The organism is Caulobacter sp. FWC2 (assembly GCF_002742625.1).
In the GTDB taxonomy this organism is placed as follows: Bacteria; Pseudomonadota; Alphaproteobacteria; order Caulobacterales; family Caulobacteraceae; genus Caulobacter.
This window is the reverse complement of record NZ_PEBF01000001.1, coordinates 443,063-461,259: the sequence shown is the minus strand read 5'-3', so window position 1 is coordinate 461,259 and position 18,197 is coordinate 443,063. Positions and strand designations below refer to the sequence as shown.

Sequence of the window (18,197 nt, the reverse complement as noted above, 5' to 3'; positions counted from 1 at the left end):
CTTAAAAGCCAGCGCCGCGCGCTCGGCGTTCGACCACCAAGACGACCAGCTGGGATGCATCATGAGCCAGGGCTATTGGTCGAAAGCTTCGCCGTAAACCAGCGGATGCTGCAAGACGATCCCTGCGGCGCGCGCTTGATCTTGTCTGCCACGGGCACTTGCTGACCAGTTAGCCTAGGCCGTCACGCGCAAATGTGCGGTCATCAAGGACGCACGAGGGCCACACGGTCTTTATTCGGTTTGCGCTATCGCCCGGACGGGACGACAGGGCGAGCTTTATCCGCCTACCGTCAGTTGGCCCAGTGTCGGAATATAATTCCCGACACCGCGGGGGCAAAGAGCGGCTGGACGGTAAACGGATACTCATGCAACCCTAAAGCGTGGCAATGCGAAAGGGGGCGTGATGGCGCGCGGATGGATTTGGACACAGCGCCTTGGGCTTTTGCTATGCGGTTTGTTGTTGGGCTGGACTGTCGGCAATCAAACTAAGCCCATCGCTTTATGGATCGGCGGATTTGGCCAGTTGCAGACCAGCACCCTAGGCGTTGCAGCTTTGGGAATCGCGGTTGGCGTTTTGGCGGCTACCGCCGGCCGCACGGCGTGGAGCACTTTTTGGGCGAGCCGCGAACGCTCTGCTTGGACGACGTTTAGCAACAGCACCTTGGCCGGTTTTACCTTCGTGGCGTTTGCAGTCTTGGTGGCACTGGTCGATGCTGGCGTCCGCGAGGAGATGATCGATATCGGGCGCGCTTCATTCGGCCTAGCCTTGGCCATGCTGGCCTTGCTCTTCGGCGGCGCCTTGCTATCAGCGCTCCAGCGTGGCGAGAGCATTGAATTTGAAAATCATTGGGGCGGCCTAGGCGGCGGGGTTGCAGGGTGGCGCGTCTCGCCCACGGGGATAGCGCTTATTTTCCTGCTGATTTTCATCGCCTCTGGTGTTGCGATGCTGGCTCCGCAGCCGGCGCAGTCAAGCAAGCCCACGCCAACCGCGAGCGCCAAGCCGGTGCCCCCCGGGCCGAAGGGCTGACGATGCCTATCGTTATTGATGATATCGAGCGCGTGGGCCGAGGTGTTGGCCCCTGGACGATTCCAGCGCGCCGCGCCTTCGCTAAATCGTCGGCCTATTGGGTGCTACGCCGCAGCCTTAACCGCTACGTCGCGCGCCAAACCGCCGGAGGTCGCTCGTTCCTTATCGCGGGCCACCGCGGCGCAGGGAAGACCGCGCTCGTCGAGCAGGTCGTCAACGATATGCGCTGGGACGCGATCGAAAGCGTGGCGGCCGGAGGCGTCGTAGACGCGCCAAGGCGGCCTTTCATCGTCAAGCTGCACGGTCCCAGCCTCATCGCACCGACTTGGGGGTCGCTGCCATCCAAGGACAGCGAAGACCCCCAGAGCGTTACTGAGCCTGCTCATCGCGCTCTGATACAGATCACGCTGGCGCTGTATCGCGCCTTTGCCCAGGAAATTGGCTCCGGGTTCGAGCTTCATGCTCAAGCCGTCGTTCCCCGCACCGACCATTTGGAGTTTGCAGGTCAGCTTCAACTGGAACTCGACCAGGCACCAGACCCCGCGACGATCCGTTATTTCTGGAAACGGCTGTCTCGCTTGAACGCAGGCGTGCTTTGGCCAGATCCTCCGGCTGGTCTCGACGGCTTGCCGGCCGATCAAGGCGTTCGCGAGGTCGTAGCTCTCGCCACCGCCGCTCAGGCCTTTCGGGTCTGCGCCGGCAAGCCCAGTCAGACCGAAGCCAATTCGGACGCCTTCGAGCGTGAAATCGAGGCCAAGACAACGGGTGGTCTGGACTTCAAGGGCGCCGCAAACAAATTGATGGGGGTCGTCCTTGGTGTAGGTGCCAGCGCACTGGCCCAAGCAAACCAACGCTCCCTCACCGAAATTATCGGGCTGGGCCTAGCGACGGGCCTGCTAAGCACTTTGGCGCTTAATTGGACGGACACGCGTCGCACAACCCGCAAGCGCGCCAGGGACTATACGTTTATCCGCGACTTCTCCGTGGCGACCCTAGATCGGGAACTCCCTCTCGCGATTGACCGGATAAAATCGGCCGGCCTGGTTCCCGTCTTCGTCGTGGACGAGTTGGATAAGATTCCACAATCGGCAGTGAAGATCGCCGAACTGCTCACGCAACTAAAACATATCGTCACCGATTTTGGCTTCTTTTGCTTCTTGACTGACAGAGATTGCTTTGAAGCAATGGGTCTCGCCATAAATGCAAGCGCCTACCCGGTGGAACACACAGTCTTCAGCGATCGTCTTCTCATCACGTACGAGCCGCCAGAATTGACAGAACATCTGCGCAATCTCACGCGATGGGATGACAGCGCAGGGAGCGAGGAAAAGGAAATCGATAGGCGGGCCCAACGTATTCTCGTGCTCGAGACCGTTCTGCGCGCGCGTCCCCATTTTATCGACGTTACGCGCAGGCTGGCCCGTGCTTGCGACGTAAACGATCAGGTCCGCGCGACGAGCGATGATCTCAATCGACCTCATTGCGAATTGGCTGCGACGTTCCAACTGGCAATTCAACTGGTGTTCGAAGATCCCGTGACACGGATGCGTCTGGAGGAGGACCCAGGAATCCTTCAGCATCTTGTTGACACGCTCTACTGGCCTGTTGGCGCTTGGGAGCGCGAAGAGGCCGAATTCGAATACGACGAAGACCGCTTAAGAACCTACCTGGCCGCTCGTGGCGGTGCGGGTTCGACCCCGCCGACAGCGCCAACGCTGTCCTTCTTGCTAGATCGGTTAAGCGCCCTTTTTGACTATCTAGAAGACACGACCCGCATCAGCGCGCGTCTGCTCTCAGGAGCAGACGCCAACAAGCCTTGGGCGACTGTATTGCCAACTTTCACGTCCGCCTTGGTGAGCCGCGATGCCTAAGGTGCGCTTTCTTTTCGATGTTCGAGGTCGAGGGGGTGCAAGCCTTCCGCTCGATGCTGGCCATCAATTGTCGTCGTCGGAGCAGCACAATATTAGGCGAACCCTCAAGTTCATCGAGGCGTGCCGTCGCTTTTTCGCGCGAACCCGCGTTCCACTGGACCTGCTATCTGGTCTTTCAGTCTTGCCAGGAGCCATGACTAGCCGTCGCCTTGGTCAAGCGAACGTCCAACTTCAGAGGGCCTTGGTCGATGGGTTCGCCGCCGCCGATACGGGCGAAATTCTCACTCACGTTTCCGCACTCGCACAGCTTTTCGATGCACATGGGCAGCGGATCAGCGCGCTGATTTTGAACGTCACTTGGGTGCGCAATGTCGCCGGTCGTCGAGCCGCGACTCAGCGGACTTTAGTCACAGAAATTATTCAGTTACTTGGTCCAGACTTTAAACTGGAACAACTGCCGCCCGCCGATCCGCAAGCGCCGCCGCTGCAAGGTTCACAAGAAGCGATCACGGTCTGGCTTGATTTCTTTGATCGTTTCCTACGCGCAAGTCACAATAGAAGCTTCACGCTCGATCCCGAAATTACATGGGAACTGTGGGAACGGTGGCACCAACGCGTCGTAGCCTACCTCGACGCCGGGCGTGATGAGCTTTACGACATCACAGACGCCGAACTGGTCGCGATGGCGAGCGGCGCCAGCCCCGGGAAATTCTTCCGACGATATTTGTCAGAAATGACGATGGCGCAGTGGTCACGTCTGACGTTCTGCGCGATCGACGACCAGTTCGAACAGCAGGTGCCGTCTTGGTGCGTTGGCGCCGGCCTGGTTGCGCTTGGCGCCTCGGCAGATCAGCTTCGCGCTTTCAACGAGGCGCTATTTGGCGGGAAAACGACGCTGCGCGTGGATTTGAATGGTGAGCGGATCCAAAGCCGTAACGACCGCAAGCGCTCCTCCCCTTGCGTTCTCGTGATCGTGAACAACACCTCAGCAGCTCAGCGCTGGCGGGTTGAAAACGACGCGTTCGGCCTCATCGTCCCTATGCGTCAGTATGGGCCTCTTGCGGTTGCTCTGGATCAGCTGGTGCGTATGAAGCAGTTCGATGTCGTCGCCATCGAAGACGGCCTTGGACTTTCTCGGCTGCCGCTGACCGATGCAATCGGTTCACTGCGACGTGTTCGCTTTTCGGCAAGTCGAAAGAAGGTTGAGCACGCCTTCGCGGGCGAGGACACTATCGTCGGGGCCGAAACATTCGGAGCGCTCGTTCAGGAATTGGCGCTTAGGGCTCCTCGAAGCCGCATCAAGGGCTAAGCCAACCTGAATTCGCCGGCTGATCCATGCAGAGGCGCAAGGCGCCGGCGTACCATTGCGCGGCGCAGCCGTGTCCGGTCCAAATCACTGTGCCCGACGGCGGCGAAGACGCCCGCCTCGCGCCAGTGGCGGACATTGGCGCACATCCAGAAACGCGACATTCAGCGTCGGTCCCTGGCGGCAAGCAATCGCCGACGATCGTCAGCCGTCGCTGAACAAGTCCCGGCCGCCAGCCTGCATCAGCGCAAAGGCAACCTCAAAACACAAGCACCACAGGACTTCCTGCAGAAGGCCCAGATCACCACTGTAGTCAGATACGGCGTCCTTTAGCGGGCGATTACCGACAGAGTCGCTAAAATCTACACCGTAGCCCTCTAGTTCACGAGCGAGGGCGTGCACGTCTTCGACCGGCACCTGGTGGCCGAATACGTGAGCAAAAGCATTCCGGAACCGATTGAAACTATCGAGCCCGAGTTTGAGATGTGTTGGCAGTAGGCCGAGCTCGACCGCCTTCTTCGTCTGGGCAGGAAAGTTGAGCTCCCAGGCGGAGTCACCCGGTATACGAATCTGAATTAACTCAACCAAAAGTGCCTGTATGGCGAGGTGTCCCTTCAGAGCAGGCCCCAACAAAGAGCCGTCATCTACGAAGGCCGAGCTCATGATGTCGTCCAGTCCAACGGCCCGCGCCGCCTTAAGCTTTGGCACTAGCTCCTCCTTTTGATTACACGCTTCTGGCTAGGCGGATTTGGAACGGCCCTTTCACTGATCCAAAGAAATGCCAAACATCTAAGCGGCGCCAATAGCCGCCGTTGGCGCCCCTTCAGGAACGCGACATTCCTGGGACTCGGCCACCCGCCGCTCAATGGTTGATGAGTGCCGACTACCGAAATTTGGCAACGCCAGCGTGCATAGCTGGACAACACAGCTTGCTCCCCTGTTATGGTTAAGTTCGGAGAGCGGTTTTTCCTCTGCGGACATTTGGGCGAGAAGCATCCATGGACAGAGACCTGCACGTCGAAGTCGATGGCGGAAGCTGGCCCAATCCGGGGCCGCCGCACTTTCCGGCGACGTTCACCGCCGGAGCCAGCGTCGAGAGCGTCAACTTACCGTCGATCCTTCTAACCATTGGCCTGCTGACGACTCCCTCGCACGCCACAGGCGTGTCCCTGAGCGAGTTCTGGGCCTGGGTGCGATACCTCCACGCGATTGCCGACACACAGGATATGCGCCTGACCCGCAGCTTCTGGGATCTGGACGCGCACCAGAAGACAATCCTGAGCGACGACTTCGGCATGGGCGTGCCGGTCAATTGGCTGATGGGACGGCTCCCGATCGAGACCGTCTGTGACGGTCGCTACTTCATCGAGCGCGTCGCGGCCACGACGGGCGCCGTCGCCGTCAAGACCGCCAAACGCGGCCCAAACAAGTCGCCGGACTTCGTTTTCCAGGACACTGCGGGCACTTGGCACGTCATGGAATGCAAGGGCACCCAGAGCGGCCTTGCCTATCGCGACAGGCAGCTTGGCGAAACCGGTCCCCCGCCGACCGGCGCCCGGGCGCAGAAGCGAACGATTATCTTCCCGCCAGGGCACACCGGCCAGCGCTTGGCGTGCGGCCTGGCGATCGGCGTGGAGGACGGGGCGGAAACGAGCCTTCTCAAAATCGTAGACCCGCCGGCCGAGGAAGAGGACTTCGAGGTGACGGCGAACCAACTGGAGTACGCTGACGACGCGGTCTTCCGCTCGACGGCATCGCGCGCACTTCGCTTGGCGGGGTTTGGTGCGACTTCTTCATCCATGTCCGCCCCGTCTGGATCTAGCCCTTCGTCTCGTCCGACAAAGGGCAAGAGTGAACGGCGACGCGTCGAATTAATCGCGGAAAAGGAACGGCTCGCCCAAGCGGAGCTGGCGGCGCGCGCGAGCCGGCGACGGTTTCAGGCCGACGGGGAGCAATACTACGGCCGGGAAATCCACCTAGACCTTCCCGCTCCCCTCATCGTCGACGATCGTGTCGTCAGGTCGGTGCGTATCCGGCAGGGCGTCCAGGCGCGGGTTCTTGCGGAGATGCGTCGGCGCGCGACTATCGAAGAGCCGCTCGGCCAAGCCGACGCCCCGTGGCGCCAGACCTTCGGCAAGGCGACCTTCGAGCATCATCCCTCATCGGCTCGATTGAGCCTTGGGAGCTTCTTCGTTTCCGAACTTCACCTTCAGAAGTAGACTGGCTTTGGGGCAACGGATCAGACGGCCTATTCAGGCGACCACCTTCGCCGATCAGCCGACGCCAGGAGCAGACATCCGCCCACCATCAGACACGAGACCTTGGTCCATAGAGTCCTGGTTCCCCAATTTCGGGCACAAAGTTGAGATTGATCGCCGCGCCCCGCGCGCGGAGTAGTTGCGTCGAGCTATCGACCGCGCAATTGTCGCTTGGGGCGTGAATCAGAATGGTGACTTGGCGAGAGGGTGGACGCGCAATTCTTGCGCACGCGAGGCGGGCTGCGAAGGAGGTAGAGGCCTTCAGCGGCGCGGACGCCGAGCGCGTACGTCTTGCCCGTGACCTCCTGGAATCGCGTGGCGATGATGGCGAATACGGAAGTTTCTCTCGCGTCCTAGCAGGCCTGACCGTCGACGAGCGGCACTATTGGGTTGGCGTCTTCTACACCCTGCTCCTCGCCGCCGAGGTCAGGCGCGACCAAGCCGCCTACTTCACACCGCCCTATTTGGCCAAGGCCGTGCTCGACTTGGCCATCGAGTACGGGTTCGACCTCGACAATGGATCTGTGCTCGATCCGGCCGCCGGCGGTGCCGCGTTCCTCTCGACCATCGCTGCGCGAATGAAGTCCATTGGTGCCAAGCCAGATCAAGTCGCAGGCCGCCTCCGGGGGGTGGACATCGATCCTGGCCTGGCGCGGATCTCCCGTGGCCTGATCGCTGATCGGCTAGGGTTGCGTGGCGCCTCCTCCATTGACGTACACGTCGGTGATGCACTTCGGCGCCGTTGGAAGCCCGAGTTCGATCTGGTGGTGGCCAATCCGCCTTACGGCCGCATCACTCCAGCGGTGTTGACAGGCGATCACTGGAAGAAGGTCGCCCACAGCGGCAACATCAACAAATACGCCGTCTTCGTTGAGCTCTGCCTGCGGGCCGCCAAGCCGGGTGCCCTGGTCGCCCTGGTCATTCCATCGAGCTTTCGGACCGGGCCGCTCTACACCAAGCTTCGCGGCTATTTGCAAGCCCAGGCCCAGGTGCTTTGCGTTGGCGATGTCGGCCCTCGAGACGAGGTCTTCGCCGATGTGGCCCAGGATGTCAGCGTGCTTCTCCTCCGCAAGACCAGCGCGGCGGAACGGGCTGACACCCGCTTCTGCACCATCAATGCGATCGTTGGGGTCACGGACATCGGCGCCTATCCGCTGCCTGAGGACCAGAATGAGCATTGGCCATGCCCGACCCTAAACGCCATGCCGCGCGGGGGCGCGACGCTCGCTGACTACGGGATCACAGCGAAGGCCGGCTACTTCGTCTGGAACCGAGAGGGCGATCGCCTGCGCAAGGCCGAAGAATCCAACGTCTACCCGCTGATCTGGGCCAAGAATGTCAAGCCAGGCCAAACCTGTCGCCCTGGAGGCAAGGACGGCAAGGCTGCGGACTTCGTCGCCTTCGAGGAGGAATCGACATCAATCGTCCGCCGGCCGGCGGCTGTACTGCAGAGGACGACCAATAACAAACAGCCCCGGCGGCTTGTAGCAGCCGTTGTCGACCCAGCGGTCTATGTCCAATGGGGTGGCTTCGTGACGGAGAACCACACCATTGTCTTGATGGGGGATCGCGCGGTCGACGTCACCCAGGTTTGCCAACTCCTCAACACAGCAGCGGTGGATGCGCGATACCGAGCGCTGTCAGGAACGGCGGCGGTTTCGGTGCAGCTATTGCGCACCCTTGACCTGCCCAAACCCGGCTGTTTGTCGGCGGCGGAAAAGGTCTACGCCGACCCCGAAAAGGCCGCTCTCGCGGCCTACGAAGCCTCCGCCCTTCTGCACGCGGGTCGCCATGTCGCGTGATTGGGATACTCGGGGTCGCGGGCCTAAGGCCGGGTTTCAAGCGCGTTTCGATCAACGCCAAGAAGCGGCGGGCCAAAGGGGGCAACTTGCCAAGCAAATGGCAGATTCCGTTGCCAGACGGGTAGCGGCTGCCACGCCGCCGCCGCGCGCCCAACGCTCGTCCGCCGCCTACGCTCAAGCGCTGAGCACGCTCCCCCTCCATCAGATCGGCAGCCAGCAACCGTTTGGTGTCTCGCCAGCCTATGGCAAGCTCGCACAGATCATCGCCGAGTCGGCAAGCGAAGGTGGACGGCGCACGGTGCTGTTTTGGCCGGCCTCGGAAATCTCGTTGGCCGCCGGCGCTGTCTTGACGTGTCTCGCCGACTGCCTCTCCGCCACGCCTATACAGGTGGCGTGCAACGGCGAGACGGTTTCGGCGCTGTCGACACCGATCGGTCTGCGCACGCTGTTGTTCCCAGCCGCCAGTATGGCGCATCGCCCACTCAAGGACGTTTACGCCGACAAGGACACGATCGGCCGTTGCCATACTCGGCACCATGCCCGAGCTATACGCCAGCCGGCCGAGGCAGGACTCGCCGACTATCACCAAGCGCTGTCGCGCGTGAAAACCCTGACTGGGAGGGCGCGTGACGGACAGGTCTACGACGAGTTTCGCCATCCCAACCTCGACGAGGTCGTGGCCAGTGGACCATTGAACGGCCCGGTGCCGGACCACGGTCATCTGCTTTGGCATGCGCGCGCCAAGACCGACCTACGGGTGCATAGCCGCACGGGGTTGGCCGACGATCCAAAGTCGGCGCCTTTCTTCTCGTTTTCACTTCGTGCCGCCGATGTGGCGAACGCGAAGATCAACGCCGCGACCTTGCCGATCGACGTCCTGTTGATCGACCTGACCCGTCGGGGGCGAGCTCGCCTGGGGCTAACCTGGCGCGACAGGATCCGTGAGCTCGTCGCTAAGGTCGAGGCGGCGCATCGCGGGATCGGTGTTGTGGCCCTGACCGAAGATCCCTGGACGTTCGACGCTGTCCGGTTCGACGCTTTGGCGACGGAGACCCGGATGCGCAGGAAGGTCGACCGCAAGGTCTGCCCTTCGGAAGTGGTATTTGCCACCGACAGCGCCGTGGCAGCCCCTGCCGAGGGAGTAGTGGTCGAATGGCGAGGCTGCGAGCGCATCTCGGTCGAAGGCTTCGGCGGCGAACTCGTCACCGAACTGGCGCAGCTTCGCGCTCTGGCGACGACCGCCAGCGACGCGGGCGACACCCGAGGGGCCGAGACCGTCCGCCGACTAATGGGACGGCTGCGCAGCGCGGCGTCTCTGCCGGCCTCGCTTGGTGCCCTGAGCGACTTCGTCACGTCCGCGATGGGCCGCGCCGTCGCCGCCGAGCAAGTCGCGTCCTACGAAATCAATTCATTGATCTTGGATTTGACCGAAGTCGGCTCGGTCCTTTCCCAGATCGCTCACGACGACCTGACCTCATCGATCGTGAAGGCCCGGGCGTTGCGCGAAACCGTGGTCACGGCTACGCCGATGTCCGGCCTTCTCGAAAAGGCCGTGCAGCGCTTTCTCGGCTCCAGCTCCAAATGTCTCTTCGTCTTTCAGAGCGATCTGATCGCAGAGCTTGCCTACGAAGACCTGGTCGCGCGGATGCCCGACCTCGAGGCGCGTGTCGACAACGGCATGATCCACTTCACCGACCTGCAGGGCGCTGCCGACATCGCCAGCTTGCCGGATGGCGAGCGCAATCAGTTTTATCGGTTGATCTTGGTTGGGCCGACACGCGCCCAATTACTAGGTTGGCTGGCCAAGCCATGGCTCCCGAAGGAGCTGCTGATCTTGCTCGACCTGGACACGATGCGCGCGACCAGCCGCGATGCTCTTCGGTTGTCGCAGTATCCTGAGTTCGCCCCGTTGAAGCGCCGCTTGAGCCTGCTGGCTCAGAAGACCGCCGAGACTTCCGGTCGCCTTGGCGGGGCCAAGATCAAACTCGACTCCCTTGAAGCGCCGCTTCCAGACGTCGAGTTCCAAGTGGGAACCGTAGTCGATATGGCCGGCCCTTCGCGCACGCCGCGCGACCTGATCGAGTTCACCTTGTCCAATGATCTGAGGGTGATCGCCCGTCCGCGTACGCGCCTCGTGTCCAGGCTGCCGAGCCAGGCGCTCGTCAGCTACGGGGAAACCGAGGCTTCGAAGGTGGGCGAAGGCGACGAGATCTGCGTTATGGGCCAGGCTTTCATCGAGAAGATGAGACCGCTGCTGAACATCTCCGCCGTCGCTGCCGAGGAGATTCGCAACTACCACGATGTCGTCCGGGAGAGGTTTCGCGACATTCCGGGCCAATCCATCTCAGCGCGCCTGCGAGTCATCTCCGAGCGCATGGGCGAACCGCGCGTCGATCCCGCGAAGATGCGATACTGGATCACCCTCGACGACGAGGTCGACAAGGCACTGCACGATGTCGTGCCGCACGCGCCGCGTGAGCGCGATACCTTCTTGCGGTTCATGAAGGCCCTGGACGTCTCGGAGGGCACGGCGCGCCGTTTCTGGGCTTGGGCGGTCATCGAACAGCGCTCTGTCCGCCAGCGTGTTGGCTCGGTGCTCTACGACGCCTACCGCAGCATCCTGGTGGACCCGCATGGCGCCGACGCCTCCCAGCTCAATCGCCTATCCGGCGTGAAGGCTGTCCGCTCCGCCGCCGAACAGTTTGTCGCCACCGTCACAGGCCGCCGGGAATTCCGAGGATGAGCAACGGCTACTCTGCCACCCAGCTGCGGGGCGTCGGCGAGGAGGTGAAGGAGGCCGTCTGCGACGCCCTGGTCAATCTCATAGTCGATCGGGTGTCGGGTGCCGATGAGCAGGGACGAGTGATCTTCGGCCGGTCACCTCGGCGAGCAATTTTCTCTGGGCAGCTCCTGCCGCGCTTCGACGACAGCGGCCAGGAGGACGAAACCTCGGATATTCGCATCGCCGCCATCGGCCTCGACTTCACGACGCGATCCGGCACAGGCGGAGATCTGACGATCCAGCCTTCCGCCGCGGTCTACATTCGAGCGCTGCCGACCTGGGAGGAGTTGCAGAACCCTCGCAACGGCCTCGAGATCGATTTTAGGCTCAACACGGCGACCCAAGCAGCTATCGATCTGGCGATCCGCACGCGCCGCCAGCAACTCTTTCTCGAGCAGGGGCTCGACCGGCCGCGTTGGCGAGATTTGACCGAGACCGCCCGGTCAGAAGTGCGGCGCCGGCGCTCCGAAATCCAGGAACAGGTGCGGATCGAAGCTTACCGCGCGCAGAATATCGAGCTCGTGCGCGGCGATATGGACGACGCCATTGTCGAGGAGATGCCGCCCGAACCTGGTCCGCCCGGTCCTGATCCGGCGCAAGCGCCCGAAGCCGAGCCGCGTCCTCGGATCGCGACCTTGCTGCGGCAAGGCCGGCGCATCCCCTACGGACTCATCGATCCGGCGCAACTACCGGGCAAGTGGGTGCGGCTGCGGCTGACGCTGCCGGCTGGGAACATACGGCTGGAGGATGGCGCGGATGCACTGGCCGTTGCGGTCGACGACTACCGCGACCAACTGCGCCTCGCCGCCGCGGCCGGCGTGGCTGACTGGTTGGCCTCTGAAACTGGCCGGCTCACAGTCTGGCGGAATGTCGTCATCCGGCCAGCAGACGCGCAAAACGAGGTGGCCTACAACACGTTCCTAACGGCGGCTCAGGCCCTTCCGGTTAATGCAGCGGACGTGGCGCCGGACCTCTCCCAGCTGACTGTCACGGTCGAGCGGCAACGTGACTTCGTCGATCCGACGGTGGAGTCCTATCGTGTCACCTTCGACAACCAGGCACCGGATGTCCCGTTGCGCCAAACGGTGATGCGCTGCCACGCCCTGTTCGGCTGCGCGCTGCGGGTGGATTTGCCCAGCGCGGCGCACCTTCCACTCCGGCTGGATCGCGTGGAGCCGTCGTACAGGTTTCGTCATTTTCTGGAGTATCCGGCGATCGGTTTGAACTGCGGCGTCGATGCCGTAGTCGGTCCCGAGACCGTCTGTCTCACAACCACCTGGGCCCCTCGCTTCGTCCAGCCGCGCATCATTCCGCGCAGCGCCGATATCCCGACCCAATTTGGACGCCTGGCGGATAGGACCTTCCGCGTCGGCGATCTCCACGCCTTGCCGGCCGCTTACACCGCCTGGGTCCGCGACCACGTCAGCAGTTTGCGCGTCCAGGTTCGCCAGGGCTTATCGCCCGAGGACGCCGATATCGAAGCGGCGCGGCTCGCTGTCGACGAGGCCGGCCAGTCGGATGAGGCTGGCTTCATCCGTCGCGGCGTTGAGCTCCTGGTCGAGGCACAGGCTGCTTCCCAGCAACTGGCGGCGGCGCCAGACGGGCCGAACGCTGCGGCGTTGCGACTACGGGCGGCACCCTACGAGGCGTGGCTCTTGATGAACCGCGCGTTCTACGAGCGCGATGGTGCCGACACCGGTCGAGGATGGCGCCTGTTTCAGCTGGCGTTCGTCCTGGCCCACATTCCGACGTTGGCGTCGCGGATGCCGGAGTACCGAGCCTATTACAACGCGCGCCTGGACGAGGAAACGGTCAGCCTCCTCTACTTCCCCACTGGCGGCGGTAAGTCGGAGGCGTTCTACGGGACGCTCCTGTTCGGGCTCTTCCTCGACCGACTGCGCGGCAAAGACCGCGGCGTAAGCGTCCTGATCCGCTATCCATTGCGACTCCTGACCTTGCAGCAAGCCCAGCGCCTCCTCCGCCTTCTGATCAACGCAGAGCTGATCCGACACCGAGAAGCCATCGGAAGCTGGCCCTTTGAGATCGGCTTCTGGGTTGGTGCGTCGAACACCCCAAATCGCTATGCGGCCGTCGGTGCCGACGTGCCGCTCGCCGGCGACGCCGAGTTTGCGGACGATGCGCGACTGGAGGACGGCGCGGACGAGCCCCTCGCCATACGAGATCGCGGACGACGCTATCGCGAGCTTCGGACAGCCTATGACAAGGTCCCGAGCTGCCCGTGTTGTGGTTCGCAGACGGGCCTCCGTCGGTACGAGATCGAGGGACCTACGGCCAAACGCCTTGCGATCCTCTGCTTCAATAGCCGTTGCGCCTGGAATCAGGCCCACGGTCAGCTGACGCCGCTCCCGTTCCTTTTGACGGACGACACGATCTACGCCCGGGCTCCCTCCGTCTTGCTTGGTACCGTCGACAAGCTGGCGATGCTCGGACAGGACACCAATACGGTGGCCAAGGTGGTCGGCATGTTCGGCCTTGCGCGATGGGTTGGACCAACCGGCCACCTGGACACGCCGCGCCGGACCGACGACCTGCGGGACGGGCCGGCCGCCACCGGCTACGCGCCAGTGTTCCCTGCGTATCGGAACGGCCAGAGAATCTTCCATGACCCGTTCCCCGCCCTGATCATCCAGGACGAGGCGCACCTTCTCGAGGAAAGCCTCGGCACCTTCAGCGGTCTGTTCGACACGCTCCTTGAGCACGTGTTCCGGGAGATCGACGCCGCCGCAGGCGACGACCTGCAGCTTGCGCGAGCTTGGAGTGGTGATGATTGGGCGGCAGCCCGCATGCCCAAGGTTATCGCTGCGACGGCCACGATCTCCGACCCTGACCGGCAGATCGAAGTCCTCTATCAGCGGCGCGCGCTTCGATTCCCGTATCCGGGTCCCGACATCTACCATTCATTCTTCGCCGAGCCGGCACCCGCGCCGGCCCGCAATCCCGATCGGCAGCATCTGGCCGAGGCGCTTCCGTCCTGGGAGGCGCCTGAAGCGACGTCGCCTTGGATGAGGCTCTACGTCTCGCTAATGACCAACGACGCCACCCACACGATGACCTCGGTCCATGTGCTTGGAGTCTTCCACACCCTGATCAGCGAGCTTTGGTGCGACCTCGTCGTTGACGAGACCCGCGCCAGAGCGGTTGCCCGCCTCCGCGCGGGAATCAGCCCAGGCCGGGCCGGAGACTGGCGCCGCGCCGCCATCGACCGTTGCGTCGCTGACGGTCGCGATGAGGATGTTCTGGCGGTCGTCGACCTTCACCGCATTGCGCTCGCCTACGTCACAAACAAGAAGGGCGGCGACCAGATCATGGACGCCCTCGACGCCGCCGTGCGGTTAGGCCATCAGGCGGCTGGTGTGCCCATCGAGCACTTCGACAGCCGGCTGATCTCCGGCGGTGTCGACATGAAGGATATTCAGACCGTCATGGGTGACGCTGAGCGCAGCTTCGCCGGAGAGGAATATCCGCCGCTCGATAGCTTGGTCCGCAACATCGTCGCGACCTCAGCCATCAGCCATGGCGTCGACGTCGACCGCTTCAACAGCATGTTCTTCGCCGGCTTGCCGTCCGACATCGCCGAATACATCCAGGCGTCGAGCCGAGTCGGCCGGACTCATGTTGGCTTCGTCATGTTGCTGCCCACGCCGCAGAGCCGCCGCGACCGCTACGTAGTCGAGACCCACGACATCTTCCATCGATTCCTAGAGCGGATGATCGCGCCGCCGGCGGTGGAGCGCTGGGCGGAGAACGCCATCCGCCGGGTGTTCGCATCCTACATCCAGGCCTGGGCGATCACCAAGGAAGGCGTCGAGTTCATCCGCACCGCCGACGCGACCAAGGAACGGGCGCCACAATTCGACTACGTGGGCCGGCTCGGCGGCGACGCGCGCCGGGAGCCCGTTCGGTTCCCCGACGAGATCGGCAACTTCATCCTAAGGGCCGCGGGCTTTGAGGGGCGCGGACGAGATCACGTCGGCCGCCCCATCTACGACGAGCCCTATCGCCGCCTGGTCGATAAGGCCTCACAGGAGTTTTCCAACTCCATGAAGGCGCAATCCACCGAGAGTCGGCTGCGTGACTACTGGATCGACCAGACCGCGGTCTTCAAGAAGCCGATGACCTCGCTGCGGGACGTGGACGAGGCCGGCATGATAGTAGGCTCCGCCTACGACCCGGCGTCGAGGACCAACAATACACGGGTTGAGCCGGCGGCCCTCGCGCGGGTGATGCGCGCCATCCGCAGCCAGCGGGGCGCCGCTGCAGAAACCGACGCCGAGCTTGATGGAGATGACGCGTGAGCCGCCCGCCCAATGGCCGTCCGCCGCAGCGGGAGGACGGCTGGCGCGACCGCCGCCCGGCCGCCATCCGCGGCGGCTTCGAACCGCCCGCCAATCCCAATCTCGAGCCGCCGAAGATGGTGCGCTCGCGGGTCCAACTCGCCACCTCCTACGCCCCGGGCGTTCTACTCACCTGGGAGGGCGGCAAGGGCATCTGTCGGTCCGTCCCGATCCGAAAGCCGGTGCAGGTGGACCGGACGACAGAGAACCAGATCTTCGACGGCATCCGCGAGTTCGCCGAGAACTGGCAGTCCCGAGCCCTGTCCGTCCGTCCGTCCGGCGAAGTCGCCCCGGCCCTGGCGCTTGATTCCGATTTCTACAATGTCCGCACGGGCCGAGTTGAGATCGATCGCCAGCATTTCGAGACCACGGACCCTAGCGTGGTGGGCTACGTGCCTTATCCGCTGATGTTCCAGTGCGGGGTTTGCAGCCGCATCCGCGAGTTCGCTTCGGTCGAGGAACTCGACCGTCAGCCCCTGCCGCGCCGTTGTGGCGACCATGACGGTCGATGGGCCCAGGTCGACGTCGTCTATGCCCATTGGTCCGGAAGCGTCGAGCCTTTGAGCCCTAGCGGCTATCGCTTCGATCCTGCTGATTCTCGCGTGCATCGCATCGATGTCTGCACCTGCGGGGCCCGGAACTACTCGCTGCACAACCGCGCGCCGGTCTTCTCGGAATGGCGGTTCGTTTGTAACGAGTGCGGCATCGCCAAGGAGCTGAAGAAACCCGACCACGACACCTACGAAATCCTGGAAGCCGATCGCCAGGCTGGCGGGCGGCAGTACGAGTTCATTGAAGTGAACATGCTCCCGGTCTCGTACCGGGCGAACTCGGCATTCTATCCTCAGCGCGGTAATTTCATCGAGTTTCGCAACGCCGACGTGGTGGACCTGCTGACCGAAGGACGGCGGTTCGATCTCTCCCGCGCCCTTGCCCGCATCTACGATGTGCCGTTCGCCGAACCGAGCGACGCCGACATTGAGGCCGCGCTTCGCCACGCGGGGCGGACCACGGAGTGGGACGATTACCAGGATCTCGTCGACATGCTGCGGCGCGCGGAAGAGCGCGGGTCGGAAGAAGGCATTCTCCGCTGGCGCGGCGCGATTACCCAAGCTCGGGAGGCCTGGTACGAAAGCGGCGTCGTCGACCGCGGGCAGGTCCAGAGCCCGGCCCTGGTCCGCGCGGCGCTGAACCGGGAGGGTTGGGCGCGCCGCTACGATCCTATCCGCCTGGCGCTGCAGCACAGCGCCTTTGTCGAAGAGCACATCGCCGAACGGCTTCCGGTCTTCGAGGCCGTCGATGTCATGACGCCCGACGCGCAGCTTTCCAATGTTGCTGGCGATCCCGCCGCCCTTGCCCGCTATCGCGGCACTATCGGACCGCTCCTCGACAGGATGGGCGTTCAGCGGATGGTCTTGATCCGTGGACTGCCGATCTGTGAGTTCAGCTTCGGCTACTCGCGGGTGTCGTCTGGCCCGATCTACCAGCGGGAAAGCCAGGGGCGGTCGGTGTCCATGCCTGTGCGCCTCAAGGCCTTCGACGCTCTACCGGTCCAGGGTACCCGCAAGCATCCGATCTACGTCACGCGCCAACGCAATGAAGCGCTCTATTTCCGGCTGGACGAGGCCAAGGTCCGGCAGTGGCTCGAACTGAACCAGGTCCCAGATACGCCGCCCGAGGGGGTTCATATCGGTCAGCGCCTGATCGAGACCTATCAGGACTTCGGGCCGTTTCTCGAGGACTACAAGGACCGCGAGCGGGGCGGCACGCCGAGATCGCTGGGTGCCTACGTCTATCTCCTGCTTCACAGCTTGGCCCACCAGCTGATGCACTCGCTGGCCGACCTATCCGGCCTCGACGCTGACGGCCTCGGCGAACACCTCTTCCCGGCCGACCTCGCGTTCGTCCTTTATCGCAAGGGGATGACGCCGGACCTCGGCAATATCTCCGCCATGTGGCGAAACCACGCCGAGGACTATCTGCGGCGCGCGATAGATCCCCGGCTTCTGCGCTGCGGCTCGGGATCGCTCTGCGACGCCCGCGGCGGGGCCTGTCCAGCCTGCATTATGGTCAGCGAGACCACGTGCATCGCCTCCAACCAACTTCTGTCCCGCACCGTCTTGCGCGGTGGACCAGCCTCGAACTGGGAAGCCGCGACGGCGGAGCCCATTGTCGGATTCTTCGATCCGCGGATACGAACGTGAGAACGACAAACCTCGTCTCGCCAAAGGGAACGACACGGCTTGTTGTAACCCTTCCCGGCGAGCAGAGCCGCTTTGGAGATGCCCTGAAGCATCATGCCGGCGAAGCTTTCACGACGCTTACCGACACTCACGACGCCTTCACTCATGTCGCGCGCCGCGCGGTGGACCGGTTGGTCATCATGATACCCTTTATCGACAGGGCGGGTGCGGAATGGGCCGTGGAGCTTTTTGAGGCGACGACGGCGACAGAACGGATGCTGATCCTTAGGGATGCCTCACAGTTGAGCGCGTGTGGGAGACCCGGAATCCATCTGAAAAGCCTCCTCACCGGGATATTTGATTATTGCTTTTTCTAGGAAGGGGACGAGGCCGCTCTTGGCGAGACCTTCCACGCCAAAATCGTCCTGGCTGACGGTGTGAGCGCTTACGTTGGCTCCGCCAATCTTTTGCGGCGATCACGGCATTCGAATTTGGAATGCGGTATACTGGTAGACGGGCCTGGGGCCTTAGCCGTTAGCGTTCTGGTCGATACCGTGCTTGCTGTCGCTCGCCCTGCCTAGGCAGGCCTGGAGCCGCGTCGAAACCAACCGCT

10 protein-coding genes and 1 pseudogene are annotated in these 18,197 nt (G+C 63.1%); 10 read left to right on the top strand and 1 reads right to left on the bottom strand.

The genetic code is table 11. From position 1 onward, the window contains the following. Window positions 1–403: 403 nt before the first annotated feature. The 3 genes from CSW62_RS02335 to CSW62_RS02325 all read left to right on the top strand — a co-directional run bounded on the left by CSW62_RS02335 (window position 404) and on the right by CSW62_RS02325 (window position 4,207). Window positions 404–1,027 carry a hypothetical protein gene (locus tag CSW62_RS02335; protein ID WP_099575602.1) on the top strand — a complete coding sequence of 208 codons (624 nt, stop codon included), beginning with the start codon at window positions 404–406 and terminating at the stop codon, window positions 1,025–1,027. 2 nt (window positions 1,028–1,029) lie between these two features. Further along, on the top strand, window positions 1,030–2,898 hold the full coding sequence (locus tag CSW62_RS02330) for an ATP-binding protein (RefSeq protein ID WP_099575601.1): 1,869 nt from the start codon (window positions 1,030–1,032) through the stop codon (window positions 2,896–2,898). A 193-nt stretch (window positions 2,899–3,091) separates the two neighbouring features. Beyond that, window positions 3,092–4,207 (top strand): hypothetical protein, encoded by a 1,116-nt coding sequence (locus CSW62_RS02325; protein WP_099575600.1) that lies wholly within the window; start codon window positions 3,092–3,094, stop codon window positions 4,205–4,207. Window positions 4,208–4,408: 201 nt separating this feature from the next. Here the strand turns inward: CSW62_RS02325 and CSW62_RS02320 are convergent, their stop codons facing one another. Then, on the bottom strand, window positions 4,409–4,912 hold the full coding sequence (locus CSW62_RS02320) for a hypothetical protein (RefSeq protein WP_099575599.1): 504 nt from the start codon (window positions 4,910–4,912) through the stop codon (window positions 4,409–4,411). A gap of 290 nt (window positions 4,913–5,202) precedes the next feature. Between CSW62_RS02320 and CSW62_RS02315 the strand changes: the two genes are divergently transcribed. From CSW62_RS02315 to CSW62_RS27365, 7 genes and pseudogenes are all read left to right on the top strand, one after another. Next, window positions 5,203–6,423: a hypothetical protein gene (locus CSW62_RS02315; RefSeq protein ID WP_199170500.1), complete on the top strand. Its 1,221-nt coding sequence runs from the start codon at window positions 5,203–5,205 to the stop codon at window positions 6,421–6,423. A gap of 227 nt (window positions 6,424–6,650) precedes the next feature. Next, window positions 6,651–8,264, top strand: a complete 1,614-nt coding sequence (locus CSW62_RS02310) for a class I SAM-dependent DNA methyltransferase (protein ID WP_099575598.1) — start codon at window positions 6,651–6,653, stop codon at window positions 8,262–8,264. Further along, window positions 8,254–11,007: a hypothetical protein gene (locus CSW62_RS02305; protein WP_143324322.1), complete on the top strand. Its 2,754-nt coding sequence runs from the start codon at window positions 8,254–8,256 to the stop codon at window positions 11,005–11,007. The genes CSW62_RS02310 and CSW62_RS02305 overlap by 11 nt, the downstream gene beginning before the upstream one ends. Beyond that, entirely contained in the window at window positions 11,004–15,362 is a 4,359-nt protein-coding gene (locus CSW62_RS02300; protein WP_099575596.1) for a DEAD/DEAH box helicase family protein, read from the top strand. The genes CSW62_RS02305 and CSW62_RS02300 overlap by 4 nt, the downstream gene beginning before the upstream one ends. Beyond that, window positions 15,359–17,605, top strand: a complete 2,247-nt coding sequence (locus tag CSW62_RS02295; RefSeq protein ID WP_199170499.1) for a hypothetical protein — start codon at window positions 15,359–15,361, stop codon at window positions 17,603–17,605. The genes CSW62_RS02300 and CSW62_RS02295 overlap by 4 nt, the downstream gene beginning before the upstream one ends. Then, a complete protein-coding gene (locus tag CSW62_RS26520) occupies window positions 17,602–17,961 on the top strand; it encodes a hypothetical protein (protein WP_199170498.1) in 360 nt (119 codons plus the stop codon). Before CSW62_RS02295 ends, CSW62_RS26520 begins: the two co-directional genes overlap by 4 nt. Before the next feature lie 36 nt (window positions 17,962–17,997). After that, window positions 17,998–18,165: pseudogene (locus CSW62_RS27365) on the top strand (hypothetical protein); the annotation flags it as partial. Window positions 18,166–18,197: the final 32 nt, after the last annotated feature.

Bases quoted from the DNA above. Each gene is read 5' to 3' on its own strand.
- CSW62_RS02335 (WP_099575602.1), top strand. From the start codon at position 404: ATGGCGCGCGGATGGATTTGGACACAGCGCCTTGGGCTTTTGCTATGC.
- CSW62_RS02330 (WP_099575601.1), top strand. From the start codon at position 1,030: ATGCCTATCGTTATTGATGATATCGAGCGCGTGGGCCGAGGTGTTGGC.
- CSW62_RS02325 (WP_099575600.1), top strand. From the start codon at position 3,092: ATGACTAGCCGTCGCCTTGGTCAAGCGAACGTCCAACTTCAGAGGGCC.
- CSW62_RS02315 (WP_199170500.1), top strand. From the start codon at position 5,203: ATGGACAGAGACCTGCACGTCGAAGTCGATGGCGGAAGCTGGCCCAAT.
- CSW62_RS02310 (WP_099575598.1), top strand. From the start codon at position 6,651: ATGGTGACTTGGCGAGAGGGTGGACGCGCAATTCTTGCGCACGCGAGG.
- CSW62_RS02305 (WP_143324322.1), top strand. From the start codon at position 8,254: ATGTCGCGTGATTGGGATACTCGGGGTCGCGGGCCTAAGGCCGGGTTT.
- CSW62_RS02300 (WP_099575596.1), top strand. From the start codon at position 11,004: ATGAGCAACGGCTACTCTGCCACCCAGCTGCGGGGCGTCGGCGAGGAG.